The 22,998-nt window shown below is 68.1% G+C and carries 19 protein-coding genes; 15 read left to right on the top strand and 4 right to left on the bottom strand.

Going from position 1 to position 22,998, the window contains the following annotated elements:
* Position 1 precedes the first annotated feature (1 nt).
* Entirely contained in the window at positions 2-1,453 is a 1,452-nt protein-coding gene (locus tag JWP28_RS16990) for a leucyl aminopeptidase (protein WP_299544769.1), read from the bottom strand.
* Between the two features lie 151 nt (positions 1,454-1,604).
* On the opposite strand from JWP28_RS16990, the gene lptF reads away from it, so the two are divergent.
* The 13 genes from lptF (at position 1,605) to JWP28_RS16925 (ending at position 17,242) form a co-directional block, all read left to right on the top strand.
* Positions 1,605-2,741 (top strand): LPS export ABC transporter permease LptF, encoded by a 1,137-nt coding sequence (gene lptF / locus JWP28_RS16985; protein WP_299544767.1) that lies wholly within the window; start codon positions 1,605-1,607, stop codon positions 2,739-2,741.
* A complete protein-coding gene (gene lptG, locus JWP28_RS16980; RefSeq protein WP_299544766.1) occupies positions 2,738-3,838 on the top strand; it encodes an LPS export ABC transporter permease LptG in 1,101 nt (366 codons plus the stop codon). The genes lptF and lptG overlap by 4 nt, the downstream gene beginning before the upstream one ends.
* A 63-nt stretch (positions 3,839-3,901) precedes the next feature.
* A complete protein-coding gene (gene lptD / locus JWP28_RS16975) occupies positions 3,902-6,379 on the top strand; it encodes an LPS assembly protein LptD (RefSeq protein ID WP_299544764.1) in 2,478 nt (825 codons plus the stop codon).
* Between the two features lie 217 nt (positions 6,380-6,596).
* Positions 6,597-7,799 carry a peptidylprolyl isomerase gene (locus JWP28_RS16970; protein WP_299544763.1) on the top strand — a complete coding sequence of 401 codons (1,203 nt, stop codon included), beginning with the start codon at positions 6,597-6,599 and terminating at the stop codon, positions 7,797-7,799.
* 16 nt (positions 7,800-7,815) lie between these two features.
* Positions 7,816-8,838: a 4-hydroxythreonine-4-phosphate dehydrogenase PdxA gene (pdxA, locus tag JWP28_RS16965; protein WP_299544762.1), complete on the top strand. Its 1,023-nt coding sequence runs from the start codon at positions 7,816-7,818 to the stop codon at positions 8,836-8,838.
* A gap of 27 nt (positions 8,839-8,865) precedes the next feature.
* Positions 8,866-9,702 (top strand): 16S rRNA (adenine(1518)-N(6)/adenine(1519)-N(6))-dimethyltransferase RsmA, encoded by an 837-nt coding sequence (gene rsmA / locus JWP28_RS16960; RefSeq protein WP_299544760.1) that lies wholly within the window; start codon positions 8,866-8,868, stop codon positions 9,700-9,702.
* 224 nt (positions 9,703-9,926) lie between these two features.
* A complete protein-coding gene (locus JWP28_RS16955; protein WP_299544758.1) occupies positions 9,927-10,595 on the top strand; it encodes a DUF969 domain-containing protein in 669 nt (222 codons plus the stop codon).
* A complete protein-coding gene (locus JWP28_RS16950) occupies positions 10,592-11,548 on the top strand; it encodes a DUF979 domain-containing protein (RefSeq protein ID WP_299544756.1) in 957 nt (318 codons plus the stop codon). The genes JWP28_RS16955 and JWP28_RS16950 overlap by 4 nt, the downstream gene beginning before the upstream one ends.
* A gap of 16 nt (positions 11,549-11,564) precedes the next feature.
* Entirely contained in the window at positions 11,565-12,569 is a 1,005-nt protein-coding gene (locus JWP28_RS16945) for a DUF2891 domain-containing protein (protein WP_299544755.1), read from the top strand.
* A gap of 159 nt (positions 12,570-12,728) precedes the next feature.
* Entirely contained in the window at positions 12,729-12,953 is a 225-nt protein-coding gene (locus tag JWP28_RS16940; protein WP_299544753.1) for a hypothetical protein, read from the top strand.
* 6 nt (positions 12,954-12,959) lie between these two features.
* The gene (locus tag JWP28_RS16935) at positions 12,960-13,319 is read left to right on the top strand and encodes a helix-turn-helix domain-containing protein (RefSeq protein WP_299544751.1); all 360 of its coding nucleotides are present in this window, start codon (positions 12,960-12,962) and stop codon (positions 13,317-13,319) included.
* 147 nt (positions 13,320-13,466) lie between these two features.
* Positions 13,467-13,931, top strand: coding sequence for an Lrp/AsnC family transcriptional regulator (locus tag JWP28_RS16930; protein WP_299544750.1), 465 nt, complete (start codon positions 13,467-13,469; stop codon positions 13,929-13,931).
* 239 nt (positions 13,932-14,170) lie between these two features.
* Positions 14,171-17,242, top strand: coding sequence for a TonB-dependent receptor (locus JWP28_RS16925; protein WP_299544749.1), 3,072 nt, complete (start codon positions 14,171-14,173; stop codon positions 17,240-17,242).
* 44 nt (positions 17,243-17,286) lie between these two features.
* Here the strand turns inward: JWP28_RS16925 and JWP28_RS16920 are convergent, their stop codons facing one another.
* The 3 genes from JWP28_RS16920 to JWP28_RS16910 are packed head-to-tail and all read right to left on the bottom strand — an operon-like array spanning position 17,287 to position 20,857.
* A complete protein-coding gene (locus tag JWP28_RS16920; protein ID WP_299544748.1) occupies positions 17,287-18,729 on the bottom strand; it encodes an NAD(P)H-hydrate dehydratase in 1,443 nt (480 codons plus the stop codon).
* 17 nt (positions 18,730-18,746) lie between these two features.
* Positions 18,747-19,316: a histidine phosphatase family protein gene (locus tag JWP28_RS16915; RefSeq protein WP_299544747.1), complete on the bottom strand. Its 570-nt coding sequence runs from the start codon at positions 19,314-19,316 to the stop codon at positions 18,747-18,749.
* Positions 19,317-19,321: 5 nt separating this feature from the next.
* Positions 19,322-20,857 carry an acetyl-CoA acetyltransferase gene (locus tag JWP28_RS16910; protein WP_299544745.1) on the bottom strand — a complete coding sequence of 512 codons (1,536 nt, stop codon included), beginning with the start codon at positions 20,855-20,857 and terminating at the stop codon, positions 19,322-19,324.
* A 245-nt stretch (positions 20,858-21,102) separates the two neighbouring features.
* On the opposite strand from JWP28_RS16910, the gene JWP28_RS16905 reads away from it, so the two are divergent.
* Both JWP28_RS16905 and glnA read left to right on the top strand, forming a co-directional pair.
* On the top strand, positions 21,103-21,441 hold the full coding sequence (locus JWP28_RS16905) for a P-II family nitrogen regulator (RefSeq protein ID WP_299544744.1): 339 nt from the start codon (positions 21,103-21,105) through the stop codon (positions 21,439-21,441).
* Between the two features lie 39 nt (positions 21,442-21,480).
* Positions 21,481-22,890 carry a type I glutamate--ammonia ligase gene (gene glnA, locus JWP28_RS16900; RefSeq protein ID WP_299544743.1) on the top strand — a complete coding sequence of 470 codons (1,410 nt, stop codon included), beginning with the start codon at positions 21,481-21,483 and terminating at the stop codon, positions 22,888-22,890.
* Positions 22,891-22,998 lie beyond the last annotated feature (108 nt).

The raw sequence follows: 22,998 nt of genomic DNA, 5'->3' as shown, positions 1-22,998 counted from the left end.
GTCAGCCCTCGTACTTCTCCGCCACCATGCGGTTCAGCAGGCGCACGCCGTAGCCGGTGGCGCCGTCCGGGATGGTGGGGACCGACGAGGGCTTCTTCCAGGCGGTGGAGGCGATGTCGAGGTGCGCCCAGGGCACGCCGTTGGTGAAGCGCTGGATGAACATGGCCGCGGTGATCGAGCCGCCGGGCCGGCCACCGGTGTTCTTCATATCGGCGATCATCGAGTCGATGTTCTTGTCGTACTGCGCCGGCAGCGGCATCCGCCACAGCGGCTCGCCCTCGGTATTGGAGGCGGCGATCAGGTTGGCCGCCAGCGTCTCGTCGTTGGCGTAGCAGCCGGCCAGGTCGTTCCCCAGCGCGACGATGATCGCTCCGGTCAGCGTCGCCAGGTCGACCATGAACTTCGGCTTGAAGCGGTCCTGGCAGTACCAGACGGCGTCGGCCAGCACGAGGCGGCCCTCAGCGTCGGTGTTGATGATCTCGATGGTCTGGCCGGACATGGAGGTGACCACGTCGCCGGGCCGCTGCGCGTTGCCGTCGGGCATGTTCTCCACCAGGCCCAGGATGCCCACGGCGTTGACCTTGGCCTTGCGGCCGGCAAGCACGTGCATCAGGCCGGCCACCGCGGCCGCCCCGGCCATGTCCCACTTCATGTCTTCCATGCCGTCGGCCGGCTTGATCGAGATGCCGCCGGTGTCGAAGCAGACGCCCTTGCCGACGAAGGCGATCGGCTGGGCCTTTTTGTCGGCCGCCCCGTTCCAGCGCAGGATCGCCAGCTGGCTTTCGCGGATCGAGCCCTGGCCGACGCCGAGCAAGGACCCCATGCCGAGCTTCATCATCTCCGGTTCGCCGAGGATCTCGACCTCCAGGCCCAGGGTCTCCAGGGCCTTCACCCGGCGGGCGAACTCGGCCGGATAGAGGACGTTGGCCGGCTCGGAGACCAGGTCGCGGGTGAAGCTCAGCGCATCGGCCAGCGCCGCCAGCGGCGCGAAGGCGGCGAGCGCGGCCGTGCTGTCGCCGGCCACGACCTCGGTCTTGACGATGGAGGGCTTCTTCTCCGCCGGCTCCTTGGTCCGGTACTTGTCGAACCGGTAGCTCGCCAGCCGCACGCCCAGCGCCGCCCGCGCCGCCAGTTCCGGGCCGGCGTCCGGCAGCTCGATGCGCAGCGTCGTGAGGCCCGAGGCCTTCACCGCGCCGTAGGCGCTGGCCGCCGCGTGCTCGACACCGAGCGCGTCGAAACCGTCCGGCTTGCCGACGCCCACCAGCACCAGCCGCGCCGCCTCGGTCCCGGCCGGCGCCAGCACGTCCAGGGTCTGGCCCTTGCCGCCGGTGAACCGGCTGGCCGCGGCCGCCTGGCCCAGTGGTCCGTCCAGGGCCGCGCCCTCGAACACGATGCGGGCCAGCGCGGTCTTCGCCGGCAAGGCCTGGGCGGCGGCGACGAACTCGATATCCATGCGAAGTCTCTCATAGCGAAAAAGGGGTCGCGGCATCCTACCGCCCCGTCCGGAGCGGCCCCGGCGGTTGTCTGACACGGCGACGCATGGTTTAGATCAGCTCCGCGGCGGGGGCGCGGCAAAAACTCCGAGCGAGCCCTATTTCTTACCGATGCGCCTGATCGACCGATACCTGCTCCGCCAACTGCTCGGCCCCATGCTGCTCGCCACCCTGGCGCTGACGGCGCTCGCCCTGCTGAGTCAGAGCCTTTCGGGCCTCGACCTGATCGTCAACCAGCGGCAAAGCGCGCTGGTCTTCCTGAAGATCACGCTCCTCTACATGCCGCAGTTGATCAACATGATCCTGCCGATCGCCGTCTTCGTGGCCACGCTGGTGGCGCTGAACCGCCTGCACACCGAGCAGGAGATCGTGGTCTGCTTCGCCGGCGGGATGAGCCGCTGGCGGGTGATCTCGCCGGCCTTGCGGCTGGCGGCCACCATCGCCGTCCTGGCGCTGGTGATGAACCTCTGGGTGCAGCCCCTGGCCTACCGCGCGTTGCGGGAGGAGCTGTTCAAGGTGCGCAGCGACCTGGCCGCCACCCTGGTGCGCGAGGGCGAGTTCACCGAGCCGGTTCCCGGCTTGACCGTCTACGCCCAAAGCGTTGACGGAAATGGAGATATGCACAACCTTTTCATGCACCAGACGAAGCCGGACGGCACGGCCACCACCTACATCGCCAACTCCGGCCGCATGGCCAGCCGCCATGGCGACTCGGTGCTGGTCCTGCGCGACGGCTCGACCCAGGAGTTCTCGCCGCGCGGCGTGCTGAACTACCTGACGTTCCTCCAATATGATTTCGAGCTCGGCTCGCTGAGCAACCCCGAAGAGATGATCCATTACAAGCCCTCGGACCGCTACCTGCACGAGCTCCTGTTCCCCGACCTGCAGCAGGGCTGGGAACAGCGCAACCGCAAGAGCCTGCTGGCCGAGGGCCACGCGCGCATCGCCACCCCGCTCTACAACATCGCCTTCATGGCCATGGCGCTGTCGGCGATCATCGGCGGCGGCTTCTCGCGCCTGGGTTACGCCCGGCGGATCGCGATCTTCTGCGCGATCGCCGCGGTGGTCCGCATCCTGGGCTTCGTGGCCCAGTCCGCCAGCGAAGCCAACGCCGGGCTGAACATTCTGCAGTACGCGATCCCGCTGGCGACCACGGCGGTTGCGCTGCGCGGCATCTTCCGCCAGCGGGTCAGCCGCTTCATCGACATCCGCCGCCGCCCGGCGCGCATCGCAGCCGTGCCGGCATGAGCGCTTCGCGTCTCGAACGCTACGTCCTGGCGCGCACGCTCGGCGGGGTCGGCGCGGCGCTGGCGGTGATCTCCGCGGTGATCCTGCTCGTGCAGTTCGTCGACCTCTCCCGCTCGATCGGCGTGCGCGCCGAGGTCAACGCCGGGGACCTCTTCGGCCTGACGCTGCTCAAGTCGCCCTCGGTCATCGAGATCCTGCTGCCCTTCGTGTTCCTGTTCGGGGGGATGAGCGCTTTCGTGGGCCTCAACCGCCGCAGCGAGCTGGTCGCGATGCGGGCGGCCGGCGTCTCGGCCTGGCGATTCATCAGCCCCGCGGCCGCCGCGGCCTTCATCGCGGGCCTGCTGGCGGTCACCGCCATCAACCCGGTCTCGGCGGCGCTCAGCGCCCGCTTCGAGGCCGACAGGGCCAAGATCATGTCCAACTACCTGGGCGACAGGCCGAAGGACATCTGGCTGCGGCAAGGCGACGAGCACACCCAGATGGTGATCCACGCCAAGTCCCGCGAGACGGTGCAGGGCGAGGTGCGGCTGCGCGGCGTCTCGCTGTTCATCTACCAGAAGAACAAGGCCGGCCAGCCGGAGTTCAAGCGCCGGCTCGAGGCCGCCGAGGCGGTGCTCAGACCGGGCTTCTGGCAGCTCAAGGACGTCCGCGAGGCCTCGGCCGGCGAAAGCTCGGTGCGCTCCGACAGCCTGTCGCTGCGCTCGACGCTGGATTCGGAGGCTGCGGTGGAGCGGTTCGCCTCGCCCGACACCATCGCCTTCTGGCGGCTGCCGGCGGCCATCCGGCTCACCGAGCAGGCGGGTTTCTCGGCGTCCGGCTACCGACTCAAATTCCAGCAGATGCTGGCGACCCCGGTGCTGTTCACCGCCATGGCCGTCCTGGCCGCGGCCTTTTCGCTCAGACTGGCCAGGCTGGGCGGCCTGGCCGGGCTCGCCGGGGCCGGCGTCGCCATGGGTTTCGTGGTGTTTTTCTTCGACAAGTTCGCCGGAGCGCTCGGCCGGGCCGACATCATCCCGCTGTTCGCAGCGGCCTGGGCCCCGGCTGTTGTGGCGCTGCTGTCTGGCCTGACCCTGCTCTGCTACACCGAAGACGGTTGAATCCTCCGCCTGCCCGGCTATGCAAGCGGCAAGGCGCGTTGGGAAGAGGATCGGAAGGGGAAAATGAGTTCGCGTCGGGGCACGCTGTCCGCAACCGCTCGAAGTCGTGCGGTCAAGCGCGGGCTCCTCGCGGGCGCGGCGATCGCGGCCTTCTGGCCGGCCGCGGTCCTGGCGCAGCCGGCCGACGTCGGTCCGCCAGGCTCAGGCCCCGAGGGTCGGCAGGAGCGTGGCCAGGTCCTCAACGAGAATCCCCTCCGGCCATCCCAGCGGCCCAGCGCCACGGCGCCGGTCCACACCGACGGCCTGAAGCCCGGCGAACTCTACCTGGAGGCCGACCGGATCGTCCGCGACGAGAAAAACGGCGTCACCACCGCCGAAGGCTCCGTCGAGGTGCGCTACGAGGACCGCACGCTTCGCGCCGACCGTCTGGTCTACAAGGAGGCTCCGCCGCCACCGGCCGGCCAGTCCCGCCCGCCGCAGGACAGGGAATCCCCGGCGCAGGGGGTGATCCGCGCCTACGGCCACGTCCAGGTGATCCACGACGACGGCACGGTCGAATACGCCGAGCAGATGGTCCTGGACGACAAGATGCAGGCCGGCGTGGCCCTGGCCTTCTCCGCGCGCATGCACGACCGGCGCCTGAACCAGAACATCGAGATCGCCGGCGCCAGCGCCGTGCGCCGGTCCGACGACATCCAGGAGTTGAACAAGGCGATCTACACGCCCTGCCCGATCTGCGTCGGCGACACGCCCAAGACCCCGACCTGGTCGATCACCGCCGACCGCGTGGTCGAGGACAAGATCCGCCACGTGATCTACTACCGCCACGCCAAGGTCCACATACTGGGCGTGCCGATCCTCTACCTGCCGGTGTTCTGGCATGCCGACCCGTCGGCCGAGCGCCAGTCCGGCCTGCTGGCGCCCAGGATCGGGGTCTCGACTCGTCGCGGCTTTTCCTACGAGCAGCCCTACCTGCTGGTGATCAGCCCTTCGGCCGACCTGACCCTGAGTCCGCAGATCAATAGCAAGGTCAATCCGTTCCTCAACGGCGAGTACCGGCAGCGCTTCAACTCCGGCATTATCGACCTGCGCTTCGGCTACACCCACGAACGCGATGTGGACGGAAACGGCAACCCTATCGGCGACGACACCAGCCGCAGCTACATCCTGGGCCGCGGCGCCTTCCAGCTCGACGACCACTGGAGCGCAGGCTTTACCGCAGAGCGGACCTCCGACACGCTGCTCTTCGACAAGTATGACATCGGCCGCGTCTACGAGGCGCGCGGGCCCTATGTGGCCGACGACCGCCGGCTGATCAGCCAGGTCTACGCAATCCGCCAGGACCAGCAGTCCTACGCCTCCGTCGCAGCCTTCAGCGTCCAGGGCCTCAGGCCCGGCGACAATAATCGCACCTTCCCGCTGGTGGCCCCGCTGGTGGACACCCGCTTCGAGGTCCCAGACGACCTGTTCGGCGGCCGGCTGCGCGTGAATGGCAGCGCCGTGGCCCTGACCCGCTCCCAGTCGCCCGACACTCAGGCGCTGAACCTGCCGGGCGTCGACAGCCGTCGGGTCACCGCGGAGACCGACTGGCAGCGCACCTTCACCTCGACGGCAGGGCTGCGGGTCGTGCCCTTCGTGAACCTGCGTGTCGACGGCTACAGCCTGAGCGACCTGCCGACCGGGACGGGGACCGGGAACACCAGCAGCTCCAGTTTTCAGTCCCGCGCGCTCGCCGTCGCCGGCGCCGACGTCTCCTATCCGGTCTATCGCCGCTGGCGTGACGCCACCGTGGTGCTGGAGCCCCTGCTGCAGCTGGCGGCCTCCCCCAAGGCGGACCAGATCGTGGTCAGTCACGACCCCACGACCGGCAAGCCGGTCTACCTGGACGAGGACAGCATCGCCTTCGAATTCGACGAGACCACCCTGTTCCGCGCCGACAAGTTCCCGGGCTATGACCTCTATGAAGACGGTGTGCGCCTCAACGCGGGGGGCCGCGCCTCGGTGCTGTGGGATGACGGCCGGCGCGCGAGCCTGCTGGTCGGCCGCAGCTTCCGCGACAGCCCGAACACGGTGTTCTCGGCGGGCTCCGGCCTCACCACCCGCGCGTCGGACTGGATCCTGGCGGGCGACATCCAGCCCTGGAAGGGCTTCTCGGTCTTCGCGCGCACCCGGCTCGACACCGACACGCTGGCGGTCCACCGCCTCGAGGCCGGCGCCAACATCAGCAGCAAGTGGGCTTCGGGCTACGTTCGCTACTTGTCCGACGACCAGGGCATCAACGGAACACCACTCAAGAACGCCGACATCGGCGGCGACATCAACCTGACCCAGCACTGGGGCGTCAGCGCCAACGGCAACCGCGACCTCATCCAGCACGCCTGGGTGGTCCGCGACGTCGGAGTCTTCTACAAGGATGAGTGCATCCGCGTGGACGTCTTCTATCGGCACGAAGACGCCATCATCGGTCGGCTGGCCCCCAGCGACGAAGTGTCCGTTCGCCTAACGCTCGCCACATTGGGCGGACCAATCTATGGCAGGTAAGAATTACGGCCGGACGCGGCCGAACCAGGGAATTATCTCATCCATGATGCGCGCGCGTAACGTCACGGGCCGAGGGGCGCGGGGCGCTGTAATCGCTACGGCGCTGGTTGCTGTCGCCCTGCCCTTTACCGTGCAAGCCCAAGGCGCCCCGGCCGCCGCAGTTCAGGCTTCCCTGCCAGCCGCTGCGCCGGCGGCTGCGGCGCCCCAGTTCACGCCCATGCGGCCGATGACGGAATCGGTGGCGGCGATCGTCAACGACGACATCATCTCCACCTACGACCTCGCCCAGCGTATGCGCCTCTTGATCGCCACATCCGGCGTGCAGCCCACCCAGGACACCCTGCCGGAGTTCCAGCAGGAGGCCCTGCGCTCGCTGGTCGATGAGCGCCTGCAGATCCAGGAGCTGAAGCGCGTCCAGAAGGACCAGAAGATCACCATCATCGCCACTGACGACGAGATCCAGGAGGAACTCACCGGCATGGCGCAGCAGAATAATCTCAAGCCCGAGGGTTTCCTGGCGGCCCTGAAGTCCCAGGGCATCGCTTCGGATACCCTCTATGAGCAGATCCGCGCCCAGATGAGCTGGCAGCGCTGGATCCGCGGCCGTTACGGCACGCGCCTGCGGATCGGCGAGGACCAGATCAAGGCCACCCAGGCCCGCCTGATCGCGGCGGCCTCCAAGCCGCAATACGAGGTCAGCGAGGTGTTCCTCGACGCCGGCCGCGCCGGCGGCATGGACGCGGCCGTGAAGGGTGCGACCCAACTCGTCGCCCAGATCCAGCAGGGCGCGCCGTTCGCCGCCGTCGCCCGGCAATTCTCCGCCGCCTCGACCGCCGCCGCCGGCGGCGAGGCGGGCTGGATCAGCCAGGGCGAGATGCCGGCCCAGGTGGACGCCGTGCTCGATCAACTGCGGCCCGGCCAGCTGTCCCAGCCGATTCCGGTGAAGGACGGCGTCTACATCATCTACCTGCGCGACAAGCGGTCGGGCTCCGGCCAGACCCTGGTCAACCTCAAGCAAGCCGCCATCGCGCTCCCCGCCACCGCCACCGACGCCGACGTCGAGGCCGCCCGCGTGAAGCTGGAGGGCGTGAAGGCCTCCATCAAGGATTGCCAGACGCTCGAGGCCACCGCCGGCAAGACGCCGGGCGTGGTGGCCGGCGACCTGGGCGAGGCGGAGATCAGCGACCTCTCGCCGGAGTTCAAAGACGCCGCCCAGACGCTGAAGGTGGGCCAGCTCTCGTCCCCGATCCGCACCAAGGTCGGCCTGCACGTGCTGGCCGTCTGCGGCAAGCGCTCCGCCGGCGCCGCCCAGGCGGATCACGACCAGATCGAGAGCCGCCTCACCGGCCAGCAACTCAGCATGATCTCGCGGCGCTACATGCGCGACCTGCGCACCTCCGCGACCATAGAGACTAGGTGAAGAAGGCCGTGAAAGGGTGAAGCCAGCCCCGCTCGCCCTGACCCTCGGCGACCCGGCCGGCGTCGGTCCGGAGATCGCCGTCAAGGCCTGGAGCGAGCTGCGCCATGGGGGCCCGCCGTTCCTGGTGGTCGGCGACTTCCAGGCGCTGGCCTCGGCCTCGGCCGGCGGGGCTTCGATCCTGAAAAAGGTCATCGCGCCCGCCGAGGCGATGAGCGCCTTTCCGGACGCCCTGCCCGTGCTCGACCTGCCGCTGCGCGCGCGGGTGGTCGCCGGCCAGCCGTCGGCGGCGGCCGCCCCGGCCATCATCAAATGGATAGAGACCGCCGTCGGACTGGCGCTGTCCGGCGCCGTGGCCGGCGTGGTCACCGCCCCTATCGCCAAGGCGCCGCTCTACGACGCCGGCTTCAAGTTCCCGGGCCACACCGAGTTCCTTGGCGAGCTCACCGCCTCGGAGAGCTACGAGGGGGCGCGGGGACCGGTGATGATGCTGATCGCCGGCGACCTGCGCGTGGCCCTGGTGACCGTGCATGAACCTCTGGCGAAGGTCCCCGGCCTGCTGAGCATCGAGGCGATCGTCAACGCGGGCCTGGTCACCGCCGAGGCCCTGCGACGCGACTTCGGGATCGCCGAGCCGAGGCTGGCGGTGGCCGCCCTCAACCCGCACGCCGGCGAAGGCGGCGCCCTCGGCCGCGAAGAGGGCGAGATCATCGCGCCGGCGGTGCGGGCGCTGGAGGACCTGGGCGTCGATGTCACCGGCCCGCATCCGGCCGACACCCTATTCCCCGAGACGATGCGCAGCCGCTACGACGCCGTCATCTGCCTCTACCACGACCAGGCGCTGATCCCGGTGAAGATGCTCGACTTCTGGGGCGGGGTGAACGTGACGCTGGGCCTGCCGATCGTGCGCACTTCGCCGGACCACGGCACAGCCTTCGACATCGCCGGGCGCGGCCTCGCCCGCCCCGACAGCCTGATCGCGGCTATCCGCCTCGCCGACCGGTTGGCCCAAGCCCGGGCCAAGGAGGCCCGCGCCGGGTGAGGTTAGAAAACCCCGAGCGGATCTAGGATGGGGCTAGAGGACTTACCGCCCCTCCGCGAGGCGCTGGCCGAGCACGGGCTGCTGGCGAAGAAGGCCTTCGGCCAGCACTTCCTCCTCGACCTCAACATCACCCGCAAGATCGCCCGGCTGGCCGAGATCGGACCAGGCGACCGGGTGATCGAGGTGGGCCCCGGACCTGGTGGCCTCACCCGCGCCCTGCTGGAGACCGGCGCCCGCGTCATCGCCGTCGAGAAGGACCAGCGTTTTCGCCCGCTGCTGGAGGACCTGGCCCAGGCGGCCGCGCCCGGCGCCCTGGCGCTGGAGTTCGCCGACGCGCTCATCGCCGACGAGGCCGCGCTGACGGCCGGCGATGCGGGGCACGTGGTCTCCAACCTGCCCTACAACGTCGGCACGGCCCTGCTCATCAAGTGGCTCACCGGCCCCTGGCGGCCCGCTTCCATGACCCTGATGTTCCAGAAAGAGGTCGCCCAGCGGATCGCGGCCCCCGTCGACGCCCCCGCCTATGGCCGGCTGGCGGTGATCGCCCAGGCCACCAGCGAGGCGCGCACCGTCATGGAGGTCCCGGCCCGCGCCTTCACCCCGCCGCCCAAGGTGGAGTCCGCCGTCGTCCGGCTGACGCCCCGGCCCGACCGGCCCTCGGCCCAACGTCTCGACGCCCTGCAGAAGCTCACCGCCGCCGCCTTCGGCCAGCGCCGCAAGATGCTGCGCGCCAGCCTCAAGCCCCTGGGCGGCGAGCCGCTTATCGAAGCGGCCGGCCTCGACCCCCGGGCTCGCGCCGAGACCGTGGATGTGAACGGGTTCCTGCGTCTGGCGGACGCGTGGCTGGCGCAGCGCGGTCAGTAGACGGTCCATCCCCCTTCGGCTCGTCGCGCCGGGGCGCGGCCCACGCGGGCGGATCGCTGGCCGGGAAGGACTCCTCGCCGGCCTCCTGCACGGGGTCCAGATCTTCGGATTGCGGCTCCGGCGGTTCGCTCATCACGCGTCCTCCACAGGCCGGCGAACCTACCCCGTTGCCTCGGCGCGCTCCAGACGATCCTATGGCCGCGCCGTTCGCGTAAGGGGACTGAATGCTGATCCTTCTGGGCGTCGCCGTCATCGTCGTCGGCTTCGCCATCCGCCTCAATCCGCTGCTCGTGGTGGTGCTGGCCGCCTTGACCAGCGGGTGGTTCGCCGGCCTCTCCCCGCTCCAGGTGATCGCCGCCTTCGGCAAGGCCTTCAACGACAACCGTTTCGTCAGCACGGCCTATCTGGTTCTGCCATTGGTCGGCGTCCTCGAACGCGCCGGCCTGCGTGAGCGCGCCGCGAAGATCATCGCCGGCCTGCGCGGCGTCTCCGTGGGCCGGCTGCTGATCGGCTACATGGTCTTCCGCCAGGCGACCACGGCCGTCGGCCTGATGCCGATCGCGGGCCAGGCCCAGACCATCCGCCCCCTGGTCGCGCCGATGGCCGAGGCCGCCGCCGAAGTCCGCGATGGCCCGCTTGAGCCGGAGACCCGCTACGCGATCCGCGCCATGGCCGCGGCCACCGACAACGTCGCGGTGTTCTTCAGCGAGGACATCTTCGTGGCCATGGGCTCGGTGCTGCTGATGGTGGGCTTCCTGTCGAGCAGCAAGATCGTGCTCGACCCTATCCACCTGTCGGTCTGGGCGATCCCGACCGCGCTGGGGTCCTTCGCCATCCACGCCACACGCCTGGTGCTCTTCGATCGCCGCCTCGCCCGCCAGGCCCAGCGGTGATCAAGCTCGGCGCCGTCTATGTCCTCGCGGGCCTGATGTTCGCGGGCTTCGCGGCCTTCAGCGCGCTCGACCGCAGCAACCGCAAGCGGTGGGGGAACGCCGCCTTCTGGGCGCTGGCAGCCGTGAGCTTCCTGGCCGGCGACCGCCTGGGCGATCTCGGCAACGGCATTCTCGTGCTGGGTCTGGCGCTCCTCGCCGGCCTTGGGCAACTCGGCCGCAGCCAGCCCGCAACCACCTCGCCCGCCGAACGCGCCGCCCTTTCGGAGCGGTTCGGGAACCGGCTGTTCCTGCCCGCCCTGATGCTGCCGCTGGTGGTCGCGCTAGGCATCCTGCTGCTCAAGCCGGTCCGGCTTAGCGGCGTTCCGCTGATGGATCCCAAGCAGGCCACGCTGATCTCCCTGGCGCTGGCCGTGATCGTCGGCCTTTCCCTGGCGCTGACCCTGCTGCGCCAGCCGTTGGCCAGCCCCCTGCAGGAAGGCCGCCGGCTCGCGGACACCGTCGGCTGGGCTGCGCTATTGCCGCAGTTCCTGGCGGCGCTCGGCGCGGTCTTCGCGCTGGCCGGTGTTGGTAACCAAATCGGTCACCTCGTGACGACCTGGCTGCCGGTGGACACCCGCCTGGCCGCCGTCGCCGTCTACTGCTTCGGCATGGCCGCCTTCACCATGCTGATGGGCAACGCCTTCGCGGCCTTCCCGGTGTTGACCGGAGGCGTCGCCATCCCGATCCTGATGGTCCATTTCGGCGGCAACCCGGCGGTGATCGCCGCGATCGGCATGCTGTCGGGCTTCTGCGGCACGCTGATGACCCCGCTCGCCGCCAACTTCAACCTGGTCCCGCCGGCCCTGCTTGAGATCCCCGACCGCTATGCGGTGATCAAGGCGCAGATCCCGACGGCGCTGCCGATGCTGATCCTCAACACGGTGCTGATGTATGTCCTCGCTTTCCCCAAATAGCCGGCAAGCTGATCGCGTGACGCCCGAAATCGCGTCGAGCTTCGCCCGCATCGCGCTGGGCCATGTCGCGCGCGAATACCCCAACAAGCTCGACCACGTCCTCGATGGGCCCGCCGACGCCCGAGGGCCGCGCGACCTGCACCCGATCTTCTACGGCAGCTTCGACTGGCACACCTGCGTGCACGGCTACTGGCTGCTGGCGAGCCTGCTGCGCCGCGAGCCCGGCATCGCGGAGGCGCCGGCCATCCGCGCCCTGTTCGATCAGGCCTTCACGGCGGAGAAGGTCGCCGGCGAGGTCGACTACCTCGCGCGCCCATCCACCCGCGGTTTCGAGCGTCCTTACGGCTGGGGCTGGCTCCTGAAGCTGCAGGCCGAACTGCTGGCGCATGACGACCCGCGCTGGGCGACAAGCCTGCAGCCGCTGGCCACGGTGTTCGCCGAGCGGTTCGTCGACTTCCTGCCCAAGGCGCTCTACCCGATCCGCACCGGCGTCCATTCCTCCACCGCCTTCGCCCTCGCGCTCGCCCAGGACTACGCGGCGGCAGCCGGCGACTTCGCGCTGACGGCGCTGTTCACCGACAAGGTCCGCGCCTGGTATCTCGCCGACCGTGACGCCCCGGCCTGGGAGCCCTCCGGCGACGAGTTCCTCTCCGCCACCCTGATGGAGGCCGAGTGCCTGCGCAGGCTGCTGCCGCCCGGCGAGTTCGCCCCCTGGCTGAAGGCCTTCCTGCCCCGCGCCGCCCAGCGCCAGCCGGCGAGTCTGTTCACCCCGGCCGTGGTCTCCGACCGGTCGGACGGCAAGATCGCCCACCTCGACGGCCTGAACTTCTCCCGCGCCTGGTGCTGGCGCGAGCTCGCCGCCACCCTGCCGCCGGGCGACCCGCTGGCCGCCGTCGCCGAAACCGCCGCGCGCGAGCACCTGGCCGCCAGCCTGCCGCACGTGGCCGGCGACTACATGGGCGAGCATTGGCTGGCCTCCTTCGCCCTCCTGGCGCTCACCGCGGGCGAACGCCTTGGATAGATTACGGTTTCTTCAGGAATGGCGGTCGCGCACATTTTAACGAACAATGGTCGCTGAACGCTGCGCTTTTGCGCGACGCAGCCTCTCAAAGCGACAAAACCGCATTCGCACCGGCTTACGCTTTCCACCGGCCTGACAAATCTCCTATCGAGGACGGCTATGAGGCTTTGCGGTCAGATCTCGGTCGAACTCAACGTCGGCGACTACATCGAAGCCGCCGACCACCAGAAGCGGCTGGAGGGTATCCTCAAGCAGGTGCGCGACGCCTATCCGGACGCCACCCTGGCCATGCGCGAGCGGCGGCCGCGCAAGGCGCTGGCCTTGACCCGGGCCGCACGGCGCTCGGCGGCCACCGGGGCCCTGAATCGCTATACCGACAACTAGACCCGGATGCGGCCGAGGGACTCCCTGCTCGAGGCCATGCTCGCCCTGAAGGCGCTCGACCCGCGCATCAGTGTCAACGAGATCGTGGCCTTCCTTTACACCTGCGAAAACGAGGGCCTCTCGGTGCAGGAACTCGCCTATGTGGCGGGCCTGACGCAGTCCACCGCCTCGCGCAGCCTGCGCTCGCTCGGACGACTGGGCTCCGACTGGGCCCATGCCCCGGCCCTCGGCCTGGTGGACGCCTTCCTCAACCCGACCGACGGGCGCAGCCACGTGATCCACCTGACCGAGCAGGGACGCGAGCTGCGCGACCGGCTGGACGCCCTGATCCGGCGGGCCGCCCCCATCGATTACAAGCTTAAGTAGAGAATTTCTCTCACCATTAGAATACGTGCAGAGACGCAACAAACGCGTCTTCCAATACCCGTTGATCTCCCGACGCCTCAGATGAACGCAAGTTAACTGTCAATACTTCGGTTTTTGTGGTTCACTGCTGAGGCTTGGGAAACCATCATGACCTACGCACTCGACAGGCTGGACGTTCAGATCCTCGCTGCCTTGCAGGTGAACAACCAGGCCACCGCCCAAGCTCTGGCCGACCGCGTCCCCCTCTCGCCCTCCGCCATCCTGCGCCGCATCCGCCAGTACCGCGACGGAGGCGTGATCGCCGCCGACGTCTCGATCATCGAACCCGGCCAGGTGGGCGAGCGCATCTCGGTGATCCTGATGGTGCAGCTTGAGCGCCATTCGCCAGCCACGGTCGCCGAGTTCCGCGCACACCTGTGCCGCTCGCCGCACGTCCAGGTCTGCCTGGAGATCTCAGGAGCCTACGACATCACCTGCATCGCCATCTTCCGCAACATGGAGGAGTTCAACGACTTTACCGACGCCAACATCGCCGGCCATCCGGCCGTGCGCCGCTACGAGGCCAGCTTCGTGAAGAGGCGGGCCAAGTTCACCACGGCCATCCCGCTTTGACTTCCCTAAGATGAACTCATGGATGATTACAATATAGGTGAATTCGAATATTTGTAATATTGTGACTATGGTGCGACATTTTGAAATAATAATCTCGATATACACACCCTTTGATTGACCCTCCGCGATCAGTCTCAGCAACTTCACGGTAACCGGACCCCCGGCTGGGGGAGTCGGAGCCCTGAGGCTTTGCGAAGTGCGGCCTGCCCTTCCCGGATTGGCCGCCGGAGGAGGCGATCTTGAAGACTCAAAACATCCGGGGGCGCCTGCTGGCTTCCTCGACGATATGCGGCGCGGCGTTCCTGGCGCTCTGTGCGACCCAAGCCCGCGCCCAAGCGGCCGCGGCCCCGGCTCCGGCTGAAGTCTCCGAGGTCGTGGTCACCGGCTCCCGCATCCCGCAGCCAAACCTGACCAGTATCAGCCCGATCGACGTCGTCACCGGCCAGGAGTTCAAACTGCAGGGCGCGACCGACGCCATCGCCCTAATCAACACCTTGCCGCAGAATTTCCAGAACTCGGCGGCGGACTTCTCAGCCACCTCGAATCCCCTTTCCAGCCCTGGCGGCATCTCCACCGCCGACCTGCGCGGGCTAGGGCCCCAACGGACGTTGGTGTTGGTGGATGGCCGCAGGCTCGGGATCGGCGATGCGAATACAGGCAACCCGAACCCGGCGCCGGACCTCAACCAGATCCCCACTCCGCTGATTGACCATGTGGAGGTGCTTACCGGCGGCGCGTCTGCGACCTACGGCTCGGACGCGGTGGCCGGCGTGATCAACTTCATCATGAAGCACAATTTCCAGGGCATCCAGATCGATGGCCAGATCGGCGTCAACCAGCACAGCCAGAACGATCGGATGGGAATCCAGGGCCTGCTCAGAGCGGCGGGCGACCTAGTCCCGAAAAGCGATGTCTGGGATGGCAGCTCGCACGATCTGTCGATCGTGGTGGGCGCCAACGGCATGGACGATAAGCTGAACGTTTCAGCCTACTTCGTCTACCATACCCAGCGCCCCGTCACGCAAGCCGCCCGTGACTACGGGGCCTGTCTGCTCCGCGTCACCGGCGGCACAACGCCGTTCTGCAGCGGCTCCACGAACTCCAATCAATTCTTCCAGGCTACGGGACAGGGACCTGGAATCAACAACAACACCGGTTTCACGGTCATCGGTAATCAGTTCCTCGACTATGCGACCGCACCCAATACGGGCGTCCCGCCGCTGGTCTTCAACTCCAATCCCTTCCAATATCTTATCCACGACGACACGCGCTATATGGCCGGCTTCTTCTCGCACTATGAAGTCTCGACGAACCTCGACGTGTACGCGGATTTCTCTTTCATGAACGACCGCTCCGTCACGAAGATCGCGCCGTCGGGCCTCTTCCAGGGCAGCGGGCCGTCGCCGAACGGCGGCTATCTGGTGAATTGCAACAACCCGCTGCTCAGCTCGCAGGAGGCAAATACCCTCTGCTCGCCGGCTGAAATCGCCAGCGGCTCCAGCGTCGACCTGATCTACGGCCGCCGCAGCATCGAGGGCGGCCCCCGGTCCAGCTCCTACGATCACAACAACTACCGCGCCGTTTTGGGCGCCCGTGGCGAGATCCCGGAACTCGAAGGATGGAAGTACGATGTTTATGGCTCGTATTACTATACGACCCTCTTTCAATCGAACGACAACTACCTGAGCAATCGCCGCGTCCAGAACGCATTGCAGGCGGTGAGCGTGAACGGCGTGCCGACCTGCACTTCCGTGGTCAATGGGACGGACAAGGCCTGCGTGCCCTACAACATCTTCACCGAGGGCGGCGTGACTCCAGACCAGATCAAGTATCTGAACTCGAGAGGCACATCCTACGGCAAGATCACCGAGACGATCGTCGAAGCCGACATCACTGGTGACCTAGGCCGCTATGGCGTCAAGTCGCCTTGGGCCGACGACGGGGTGGGCGTTTCCGTGGGGGCGCAGGATCGCCGCCAGAAGTACACTTACGCGCCCGACGAGAATGAATTGTCGAACGACCTGTCCGGATTTGGCGGCGCGTCGACGGCAGTCAACGCCAGCCTGGGCGTGACCGAGGCCTATGGCGAGTTCCGGGCGCCGCTGGTTCAGAAGCGTCCGTTCGTCGAGGAGCTCACCTTCGATGCCGGTTACCGGTTCTCGCACTATTCGACCGATGTGGACGCTGACACCTGGAAGGTGGGCCTGCAGTACGCGCCTATCCCGGATATTCGTTTCCGCGCCTCGTTCAACCGCGCGATCCGCGCCCCCAACATCCTCGAACTCTTCAACCCGCAGGCCGTGACCAACACCAGCGAGGTCTCGGTCGACCCTTGCGCTCCAACCTCGACAGGGCCGGCGACGGCCACCCTGGCCCAGTGCATGAACACCGGCGTCACCGCAGCTCAGTACGGCAACGGCGGCAGCACGAACAAGATCGTCCAATGCCCGGCGGGGCAGTGCGCCGTCCTTAACGGCGGCAACAGGAACCTGTCACCGGAGCGGGCCAGCACCTACACGGTGGGCTTCACGGTGCAGCCGAGCTTCCTGTCGGGCTTCACCGGCAGCGTCGACTATTGGAACATCAAGCTGCTCAATACGATCAGCAAGATCCCGCTGGCGTTCACCCTCAACCAATGCCTGACGACGGGAAATCCGATCTTCTGCGCGAACGTCGTCCGCAATCCCGCCGGCCTGCTGTTCGGGACCTCCGTGGCCGGCGGGGGTTTCATCAACGGCACCAGCGTGAACATTGGGGCCAACCGTGTGAGCGGCATCGACTTCCAGGCCGCCTACAGGCTGCCGCTCGGCATGATCGGCCTTTCGGACGACTATGGCAGCTTGACTTTCAACTTCGTCGGTTCGGAGCTGATCGAGTCCAAATCCACGCCGACGCCGGGCGCGCACACCTATGATTGCGCCGGGCTGTTCGGCCCGACCTGCCAAACGGTGAACCCCAATTGGCGTCACAACCTGCGAGTTAGCTGGCAGACGCCCTGGCCGCTGCTGCTCTCGGCCCAATGGCGCTATATTGGGGCCACCAAGCTTGAAACCAACACCAACGACCAAACCCTGAGCAATGGCGCGTTCGACGCCTTCGACGCCAAGTTGAAGTCGGTCAACTATTTCGACCTGTCCGGGATATGGACTGTGCGGAACGGCTTGACCATCCGCGCCGGCGTCAACAACATCCTCGACCAGGATCCTCAGATCCTCAACGCAGCGATCGTGGGGACCGGTCTGCCGAACGCCTATCCGACCTACGACTTCCTGGGTCGTCAGATTTTCGTAGCCTTCACGGCTAACTTCTAGCCTGGAGAATCGACGGGGCGGCGGAGCGATCCGCCGCCCCTTTGCTATGGCTCGTCGAACAGCCGGCGCAGGACCGCGGGCGCGAGCCCCGGCAGGTCCTCGGAGATCAGGCCCGGCCCGTGCAGCTCGGCGGCCTCGGCGTGGATCCAGGCCCCGGCGCAGGCGGCCTCGAAGCTTTCCATCCCCTGCGCCACCAGCCCGCCGATGAAGCCCGCCAACACGTCGCCGGAACCGGCGGTGGCCAGCCACGGCGAGCCGTTGCCGTTGATCGCGCAGCGTCCGTCCGGGGCGGCGATCACGGTGTCCGAGCCTTTCAGAAGCACCACCGCGCCGGCCTTCTCCGCCGCCCGCCGCGCGGCGGTGATCCGCTCGGGGGAGGCGGCCAGCAGGCCCGGGAACAGCCGCTCGAACTCTCCGGGGTGCGGGGTCAGCACGTCGTCGCGGTCCAGCAGCGAGAACAGCTCCTCGGGATCGTCGCGGAAGACGGTGATCGCGTCGGCGTCCAGCACCAGGGCGGCCCCCGTGCGCGCCAGGGCCAGCACGTTCAGCAGCGTCGGCTCGCCCACGCCGGCCGCTGGACCGATCACGGCGGCGTCCACGTCCCTGGCCGCCTGCTCCAGCTCGAGGTCCGTCTCGAAGCCCTTCAGCATGACGGCTTCCAGGTGCGCGGCGTTGACCGCCAGGGCCTCGGGCGGCGACAGCACCGTCACCAGCCCGGCGCCGATCCGCAGGGCCGCCCGCGCCGCAAGCCGCGCCGCGCCGGTGCTCCACGCCTCGCCGCTCACCACCACCAGGCGGCCGCGCGCATGCTTGTGCGAGGCCGCCGTCGGCCACGGGAAGCGTGGCAGCCAGAGCTCCGGGCCGTTCTCGACCGTCTTGCCGGGCGCCGCGGCCAGGCCGATGTCGGCCACGATCACCACGCCGCAGCGGCTGTGGCCGGGCTCCAGCAGGTGCGCCGGCTTCTTGGCGTGGAAGGTGACGGTGAGCGCCGCGCAGGCCGCGGGCCCGATGGGCTTGCCGGTGTCGCCGGGGACGCCGCTCGGCACGTCGACCGCCACCACCCGCTCCGGCGCCTCGGCCATGCGCAGGGCCGCGGCCGCTGCGGGCCCGTCCAGCGGCCGTGAGAGGCCTGCGCCGAACAGGGCGTCGATCCAGACGCCGGGCTCCAGCGCGCCGTTCAGCGGCTTGGTCGCGCCCTCCCAGCGGGCGCTCGCGGCCTGGGCGTCCTGCGTCGCCGGCTCGCCCAACGATCGCACCTCCACCGGCCAGCCGCGGTCCTTGAGCACGCGCGCGGCCACATAGCCGTCGCCGCCGTTGTTGCCCGGCCCGCAGAGCACCAGCGTCGTCTGCCGCGCGAACCGCGCGCAGACCGCATCGGCCACGGCGGCGCCGGCCCGCTCCATCAGGGTCAGCCCCGGCGTGCCCGCGGCGATCGCCGCAGCGTCGGCCCGCGCCATCTCGGCGACGGTGAGAACCTGGCGTATCAAAGCCTTACTGCCTCATCCTAAAGCACACCCGTCGTCGCTTCGCGGCCTTTTGCCACCAGAACCAGGTCCGTCCCGTCGGTCTCCAGCACGGTGATCGAGGCATGGTCGGGGCGGAAGACCACCACCGCGGGATCGCCTGTCAACTGCGAGACCACCGCATTGGTCGCCACATAGTGCGAGAACACCGCGGTGTTCCCCCGCGCCGCCAGCGACGCGGTGATCGAATGGCGCCAGGCGTCGTAGTCGAGGTCGCCCTCGATCTCGGCCCAGGTTCCGGCGAAGGACTTGCGCAGCCACGGCCCGCGCTCAGCCGCCGCCAGCGCCACGGGCGTCGGGATCTCCCCTACCCGCTCGTCGATCTCCAGGGTGACGCCGAGGGCCTGCGCGGTCGGCTCGGCCGTCTCGCGGCAGCGCCGCAGCGGCGAGCTCACCACCTTGGTGGGCCGCTCGGCCGGCGGCAGGGCCAGCAGCCAGTCCCGCGCGGCCCGCGCCTGCGCCTGGCCGGTCTCGTCCAGCCCCGGATCGTCATCGTCCCCGCCCCAGGCAGCGGCGGGCTTGCCGTGGCGGATCAGGTAGAGGCGGGCCATGGCCATCAATCCGGAACGAAAAGGTTGGTCTGGCCGTCCTGCGCCGAGCCCACGCGGCCGGTGCGGCCCACCTGCTCGCCCTGCTCGAGGCCCGCCAGCGTCGCGGGATCGTTCGGCGTGTGGGCCACGAACCGGCGGTCAGCCTCGTCGCGCCCGATGACGATCCCCATGAACGGCCCCTCGCGGCGATGGACGACGGTGTAGGTTTCGATCCTGGCGGCCCCTTGCGGCGTTTCGGTGACGGCGGGATGCGGCAGGGCGTCGATCTGGCGCTGCAGGACGCTGGGATCCTGCCGCTCGAACGGCGCCTTCGGCCGGGTCGTCGAATAGATCCCCGTCGACTGCTTGGTCAGATACCAGCCGTTCGCGGTCACCAGTCCATAGGCCCCCCGCCTGGCCCGCAGCTTCTGCGCCATCACGACGATGGAGTGCATGGCGTAGTTGTTCCCAGGCCCGCCGGCGTAGGGCAGCCCGCCGGTCACCGTCAGCCCGCGCGGATCGTCCAGCGCCAGCCCCAGCTCCTCGGCCCCGACCTCCACCGCCACCGGGAAGCAGGAATAGAGGTCAATGAAGCTGATGTCCCCAAGCCCGACGCCGGCCATCTCCAGCGCCCGCTGGCCGGTCAGCCGCATGGCCGGGCTCGAGTGGAAGTTCTGCCGGTCGAGCGGGAACCACAAGTCGGCGGCGTCGGCGCAGCCGTGCAGGTAGACCCACTTGTCCTCCGGCACGCCCAGCTCGCGGGCCTTCTTCTCGCTGGCGACGATGACGCCGGCCGACTGGTCGACCTCCATGATGGCGTTGAGCAGCTTCGGATAGGGAAAGCCCACCATCCGGTTCTTGTCGGAGACGGCGACCAGCTCCTCGGCCGTCCGCTCCACCGGGAACCAGGCCTCGGGGTTCCCCGCCGCCACCTTGGTGAAGGGCGCGAACAGCCGCCCCAGCCGCGCCTGGTGGTCGGCGATCGAGCGACGGTCACGCGCCCGCAGCGCGTTCTCGAACAGGGGATAGGTGTTGATCGGCCGGTTCAGTCCGTGCCGCGCCTCGTAGGGGCTGACGCCGGAGCGCGGATCGCCGATCCGCTCGGGCTCCGGCAGGTCCTGGTCCTCATGCCAGCCCTCGAAGCCCAGGCCCTTGGTCAGCCGCTTGACCGCCGAACCCAGGAACTCGCAGCCCACCGCCAGGGCCAGCTCCGTCTCACCGCGGGCGATCCGTTCGGCGATGACGTTGACCAGCTGCTGGGGCGTGTTGCCGCCCATGTGCGAATAGACCGCCCAGCCCGGCGCGGCTCCAAGCTCCTTTGCGAGACTGGCCGGCGGGTTCGACGAATGCGGCACGGCCCGGGTCGAGCCCGGCGCATCGATGGTGAACCCCGCCACCGCGAGGCCGTCGATCGCCGCCAGGCCCTCGACCCCGATCCCGGCGTCCGCCGCCGCCCGTTCCGCCGCAATCTTCAGCAGGGCGACCGGAGACGGCGAGGCGGCCGGATCGCCCCGATAGGTGAATTGGCCCGCTCCGATGAGAACTGGGGTGGTCCCGACCATAGTTCGCCCGCCTTCCGACTACTCAAGCCCACGATCCTAGGGGCCGAAACCGGGCGCTTGAAGGCATTTCGGCGTTGAACGGTTTTTGATCTCCCGGCGCCTGAATTCTAGGCGCCGGCGGCTTTGCCGCGCCTGGCGCGCAGCCGCACCCGCGAGCGTGCTTGTGAGGCCCCGCCCCGCCGTGCTGGGTCGCCTCGACCGCGCGAGTCCTACAAAAAAGAGGGGGCGGCGCCGTCCGAGGACCTATGAAAAAGATCGAAGCCATCATCAAGCCGTTCAAACTCGACGAGGTGAAGGAGGCCCTGCAGGAGCTCGGCGTCCAGGGCATGACGGTCATCGAGGCCAAGGGCTACGGCCGGCAAAAGGGCCAGACCGAGCTCTACCGCGGCGCGGAGTACGTCGTGGATTTCCTCCCCAAGATCAAGATCGAGGTGGTCATCGCCGACGACCAGCTCGCCCGCGCCCTGGAAGCCATCGCCGCCGCCGCCCGTACGGGCCGCATCGGCGACGGCAAGATCTTCGTTTCCGACATCCTCGACGTCATGCGCATCCGGACGGGAGAAACCGGAGCCGACGCCGTCTAGCCCGCCAACATCCGAGACCACTCAAAGGGGATTACAATCATGGCCACAGCCAAAGACATCCTGGCCCAGATCAAGGAAAAGGACGTCAAATACGTCGACGTGCGCTTCACCGACATCCGCGGCCAGATGCAGCACGTGACCTTCGACATCGACCTTGTCGACGACGACTTCCTGACCGACGGCACCATGTTCGACGGCTCGTCGATCGCCGGCTGGAAGGCGATCAACGAGAGCGACATGAAGCTGCGGCCGGACCTGGCGTCGGCGCACATCGACCCGTTCTACCAGCAGACGACGCTCGTGCTCTTCTGCGACGTGGTGAACCCGGACACCAACACACCCTACAACCGTGACCCGCGCTCGATCGCCAAGAGCGCGCTGAACTACGTGAAGTCGGCCGGCGTCGGCGACACCGTCTACTTCGGTCCGGAAGCCGAGTTCTTCATCTTCGACGACGTCCGCTGGGGCACGGCGCCCGACCACACCTTCTACGCCTACGACTCCATGGAGCTGCCGGTCAGCGCGGCGAAATCCTATCCGGAAGGCAACATGGGGCACAGGCCCGGCCCCAAGGGCGGGTATTTCCCGGTCAATCCGACCGACTCCGCCCAGGATCTGCGCGGCGAGATGCTGGCGGTGATGGGCGAGCTCGGCATGATGCCGGAAAAGCACCACCACGAGGTGGCGCCCGCCCAGCACGAGCTCGGCCTGAAATTCTCCGACCTGCTGACCATGGCCGACCGGCTGCAGCTCTATAAGTACGTGATCAAGAACGTCGCCCACGCCTACGGCAAGACGGCGACCTTCATGGCCAAGCCGATGTTCGCCGACAATGGCTCCGGCATGCACGTCCACCAGTCGATCTGGAAGGCCGGCAAGCCGATGTTCGCCGGCGACAAGTACGCTGGTCTTTCCGATACCTGCCTCTGGTACATCGGCGGCATCATCAAGCACGCCAAGGCGATCAACGCCTTCTCGAACTCGACCACCAACTCCTACAAGCGCCTGGTGCCCGGCTACGAAGCCCCGGTGAAGCTGGCTTACTCGGCCCGCAACCGCTCGGCCTCGATCCGCATCCCTCACGTCGACAGCCCCAAGGGCAAGCGCATCGAGGCGCGCTTCCCCGACCCGATGGGCAACCCCTACCTGACCTTCGTGGCGCTGCTGATGGCCGGCCTCGACGGCATCGAGAACAAGATCGATCCGGGTCCGGCCATGGACAAGAACCTCTACGACCTGCCGCCGCGCGAGCAGAAGAAGGTCCCGGAGGTCTGCGGATCGCTGAAGGAAGCGCTCGACAACCTCGACAAGGACCGGGCCTTCCTGAAGAAGGGCGGCGTCATGGATGACGACTTCATCGACGCCTACATCGAGCTGAAGATGGAGGAGGTGATGCGCCTGGCCCTCCATCCTCACCCGGTCGAATTCGACATGTATTTCAAATGCTGACGGTCCTCCCCGAAAGCTGAACTCCAGGGCCGCGGCGCAACCCGCGGCCCTTTTTCTTTGCGCGACCATCTGACGGTTGAGCTTTGCGCCGGTGAGGCCCTACAACGG

The organism is Phenylobacterium sp. (genome assembly GCF_028290885.1).
Taxonomy (GTDB): domain Bacteria; phylum Pseudomonadota; class Alphaproteobacteria; order Caulobacterales; family Caulobacteraceae; genus Phenylobacterium.
The sequence above is the reverse complement of the archived record's forward strand: the minus strand, read 5'-3'. Positions and strand labels throughout refer to the sequence as shown.

Excerpts from the sequence above, each read along its gene's own strand:
- JWP28_RS16970 (WP_299544763.1), top strand. The coding sequence starts at position 6,597 with ATGCGGCCGATGACGGAATCGGTGGCGGCGATCGTCAACGACGACATC.
- JWP28_RS16905 (WP_299544744.1), top strand. The coding sequence starts at position 21,103 with ATGAAAAAGATCGAAGCCATCATCAAGCCGTTCAAACTCGACGAGGTG.
- JWP28_RS16915 (WP_299544747.1), bottom strand. The coding sequence starts at position 19,316 with ATGGCCCGCCTCTACCTGATCCGCCACGGCAAGCCCGCCGCTGCCTGG.
- lptF (WP_299544767.1), top strand. The coding sequence starts at position 1,605 with ATGCGCCTGATCGACCGATACCTGCTCCGCCAACTGCTCGGCCCCATG.
- JWP28_RS16935 (WP_299544751.1), top strand. The coding sequence starts at position 12,960 with ATGCGGCCGAGGGACTCCCTGCTCGAGGCCATGCTCGCCCTGAAGGCG.
- JWP28_RS16940 (WP_299544753.1), top strand. The coding sequence starts at position 12,729 with ATGAGGCTTTGCGGTCAGATCTCGGTCGAACTCAACGTCGGCGACTAC.
- JWP28_RS16955 (WP_299544758.1), top strand. The coding sequence starts at position 9,927 with ATGCTGATCCTTCTGGGCGTCGCCGTCATCGTCGTCGGCTTCGCCATC.
- JWP28_RS16990 (WP_299544769.1), bottom strand. The coding sequence starts at position 1,453 with ATGGATATCGAGTTCGTCGCCGCCGCCCAGGCCTTGCCGGCGAAGACC.
- rsmA (WP_299544760.1), top strand. The coding sequence starts at position 8,866 with ATGGGGCTAGAGGACTTACCGCCCCTCCGCGAGGCGCTGGCCGAGCAC.
- lptD (WP_299544764.1), top strand. The coding sequence starts at position 3,902 with ATGAGTTCGCGTCGGGGCACGCTGTCCGCAACCGCTCGAAGTCGTGCG.
- JWP28_RS16910 (WP_299544745.1), bottom strand. The coding sequence starts at position 20,857 with ATGGTCGGGACCACCCCAGTTCTCATCGGAGCGGGCCAATTCACCTAT.
- lptG (WP_299544766.1), top strand. The coding sequence starts at position 2,738 with ATGAGCGCTTCGCGTCTCGAACGCTACGTCCTGGCGCGCACGCTCGGC.
- glnA (WP_299544743.1), top strand. The coding sequence starts at position 21,481 with ATGGCCACAGCCAAAGACATCCTGGCCCAGATCAAGGAAAAGGACGTC.
- JWP28_RS16930 (WP_299544750.1), top strand. The coding sequence starts at position 13,467 with ATGACCTACGCACTCGACAGGCTGGACGTTCAGATCCTCGCTGCCTTG.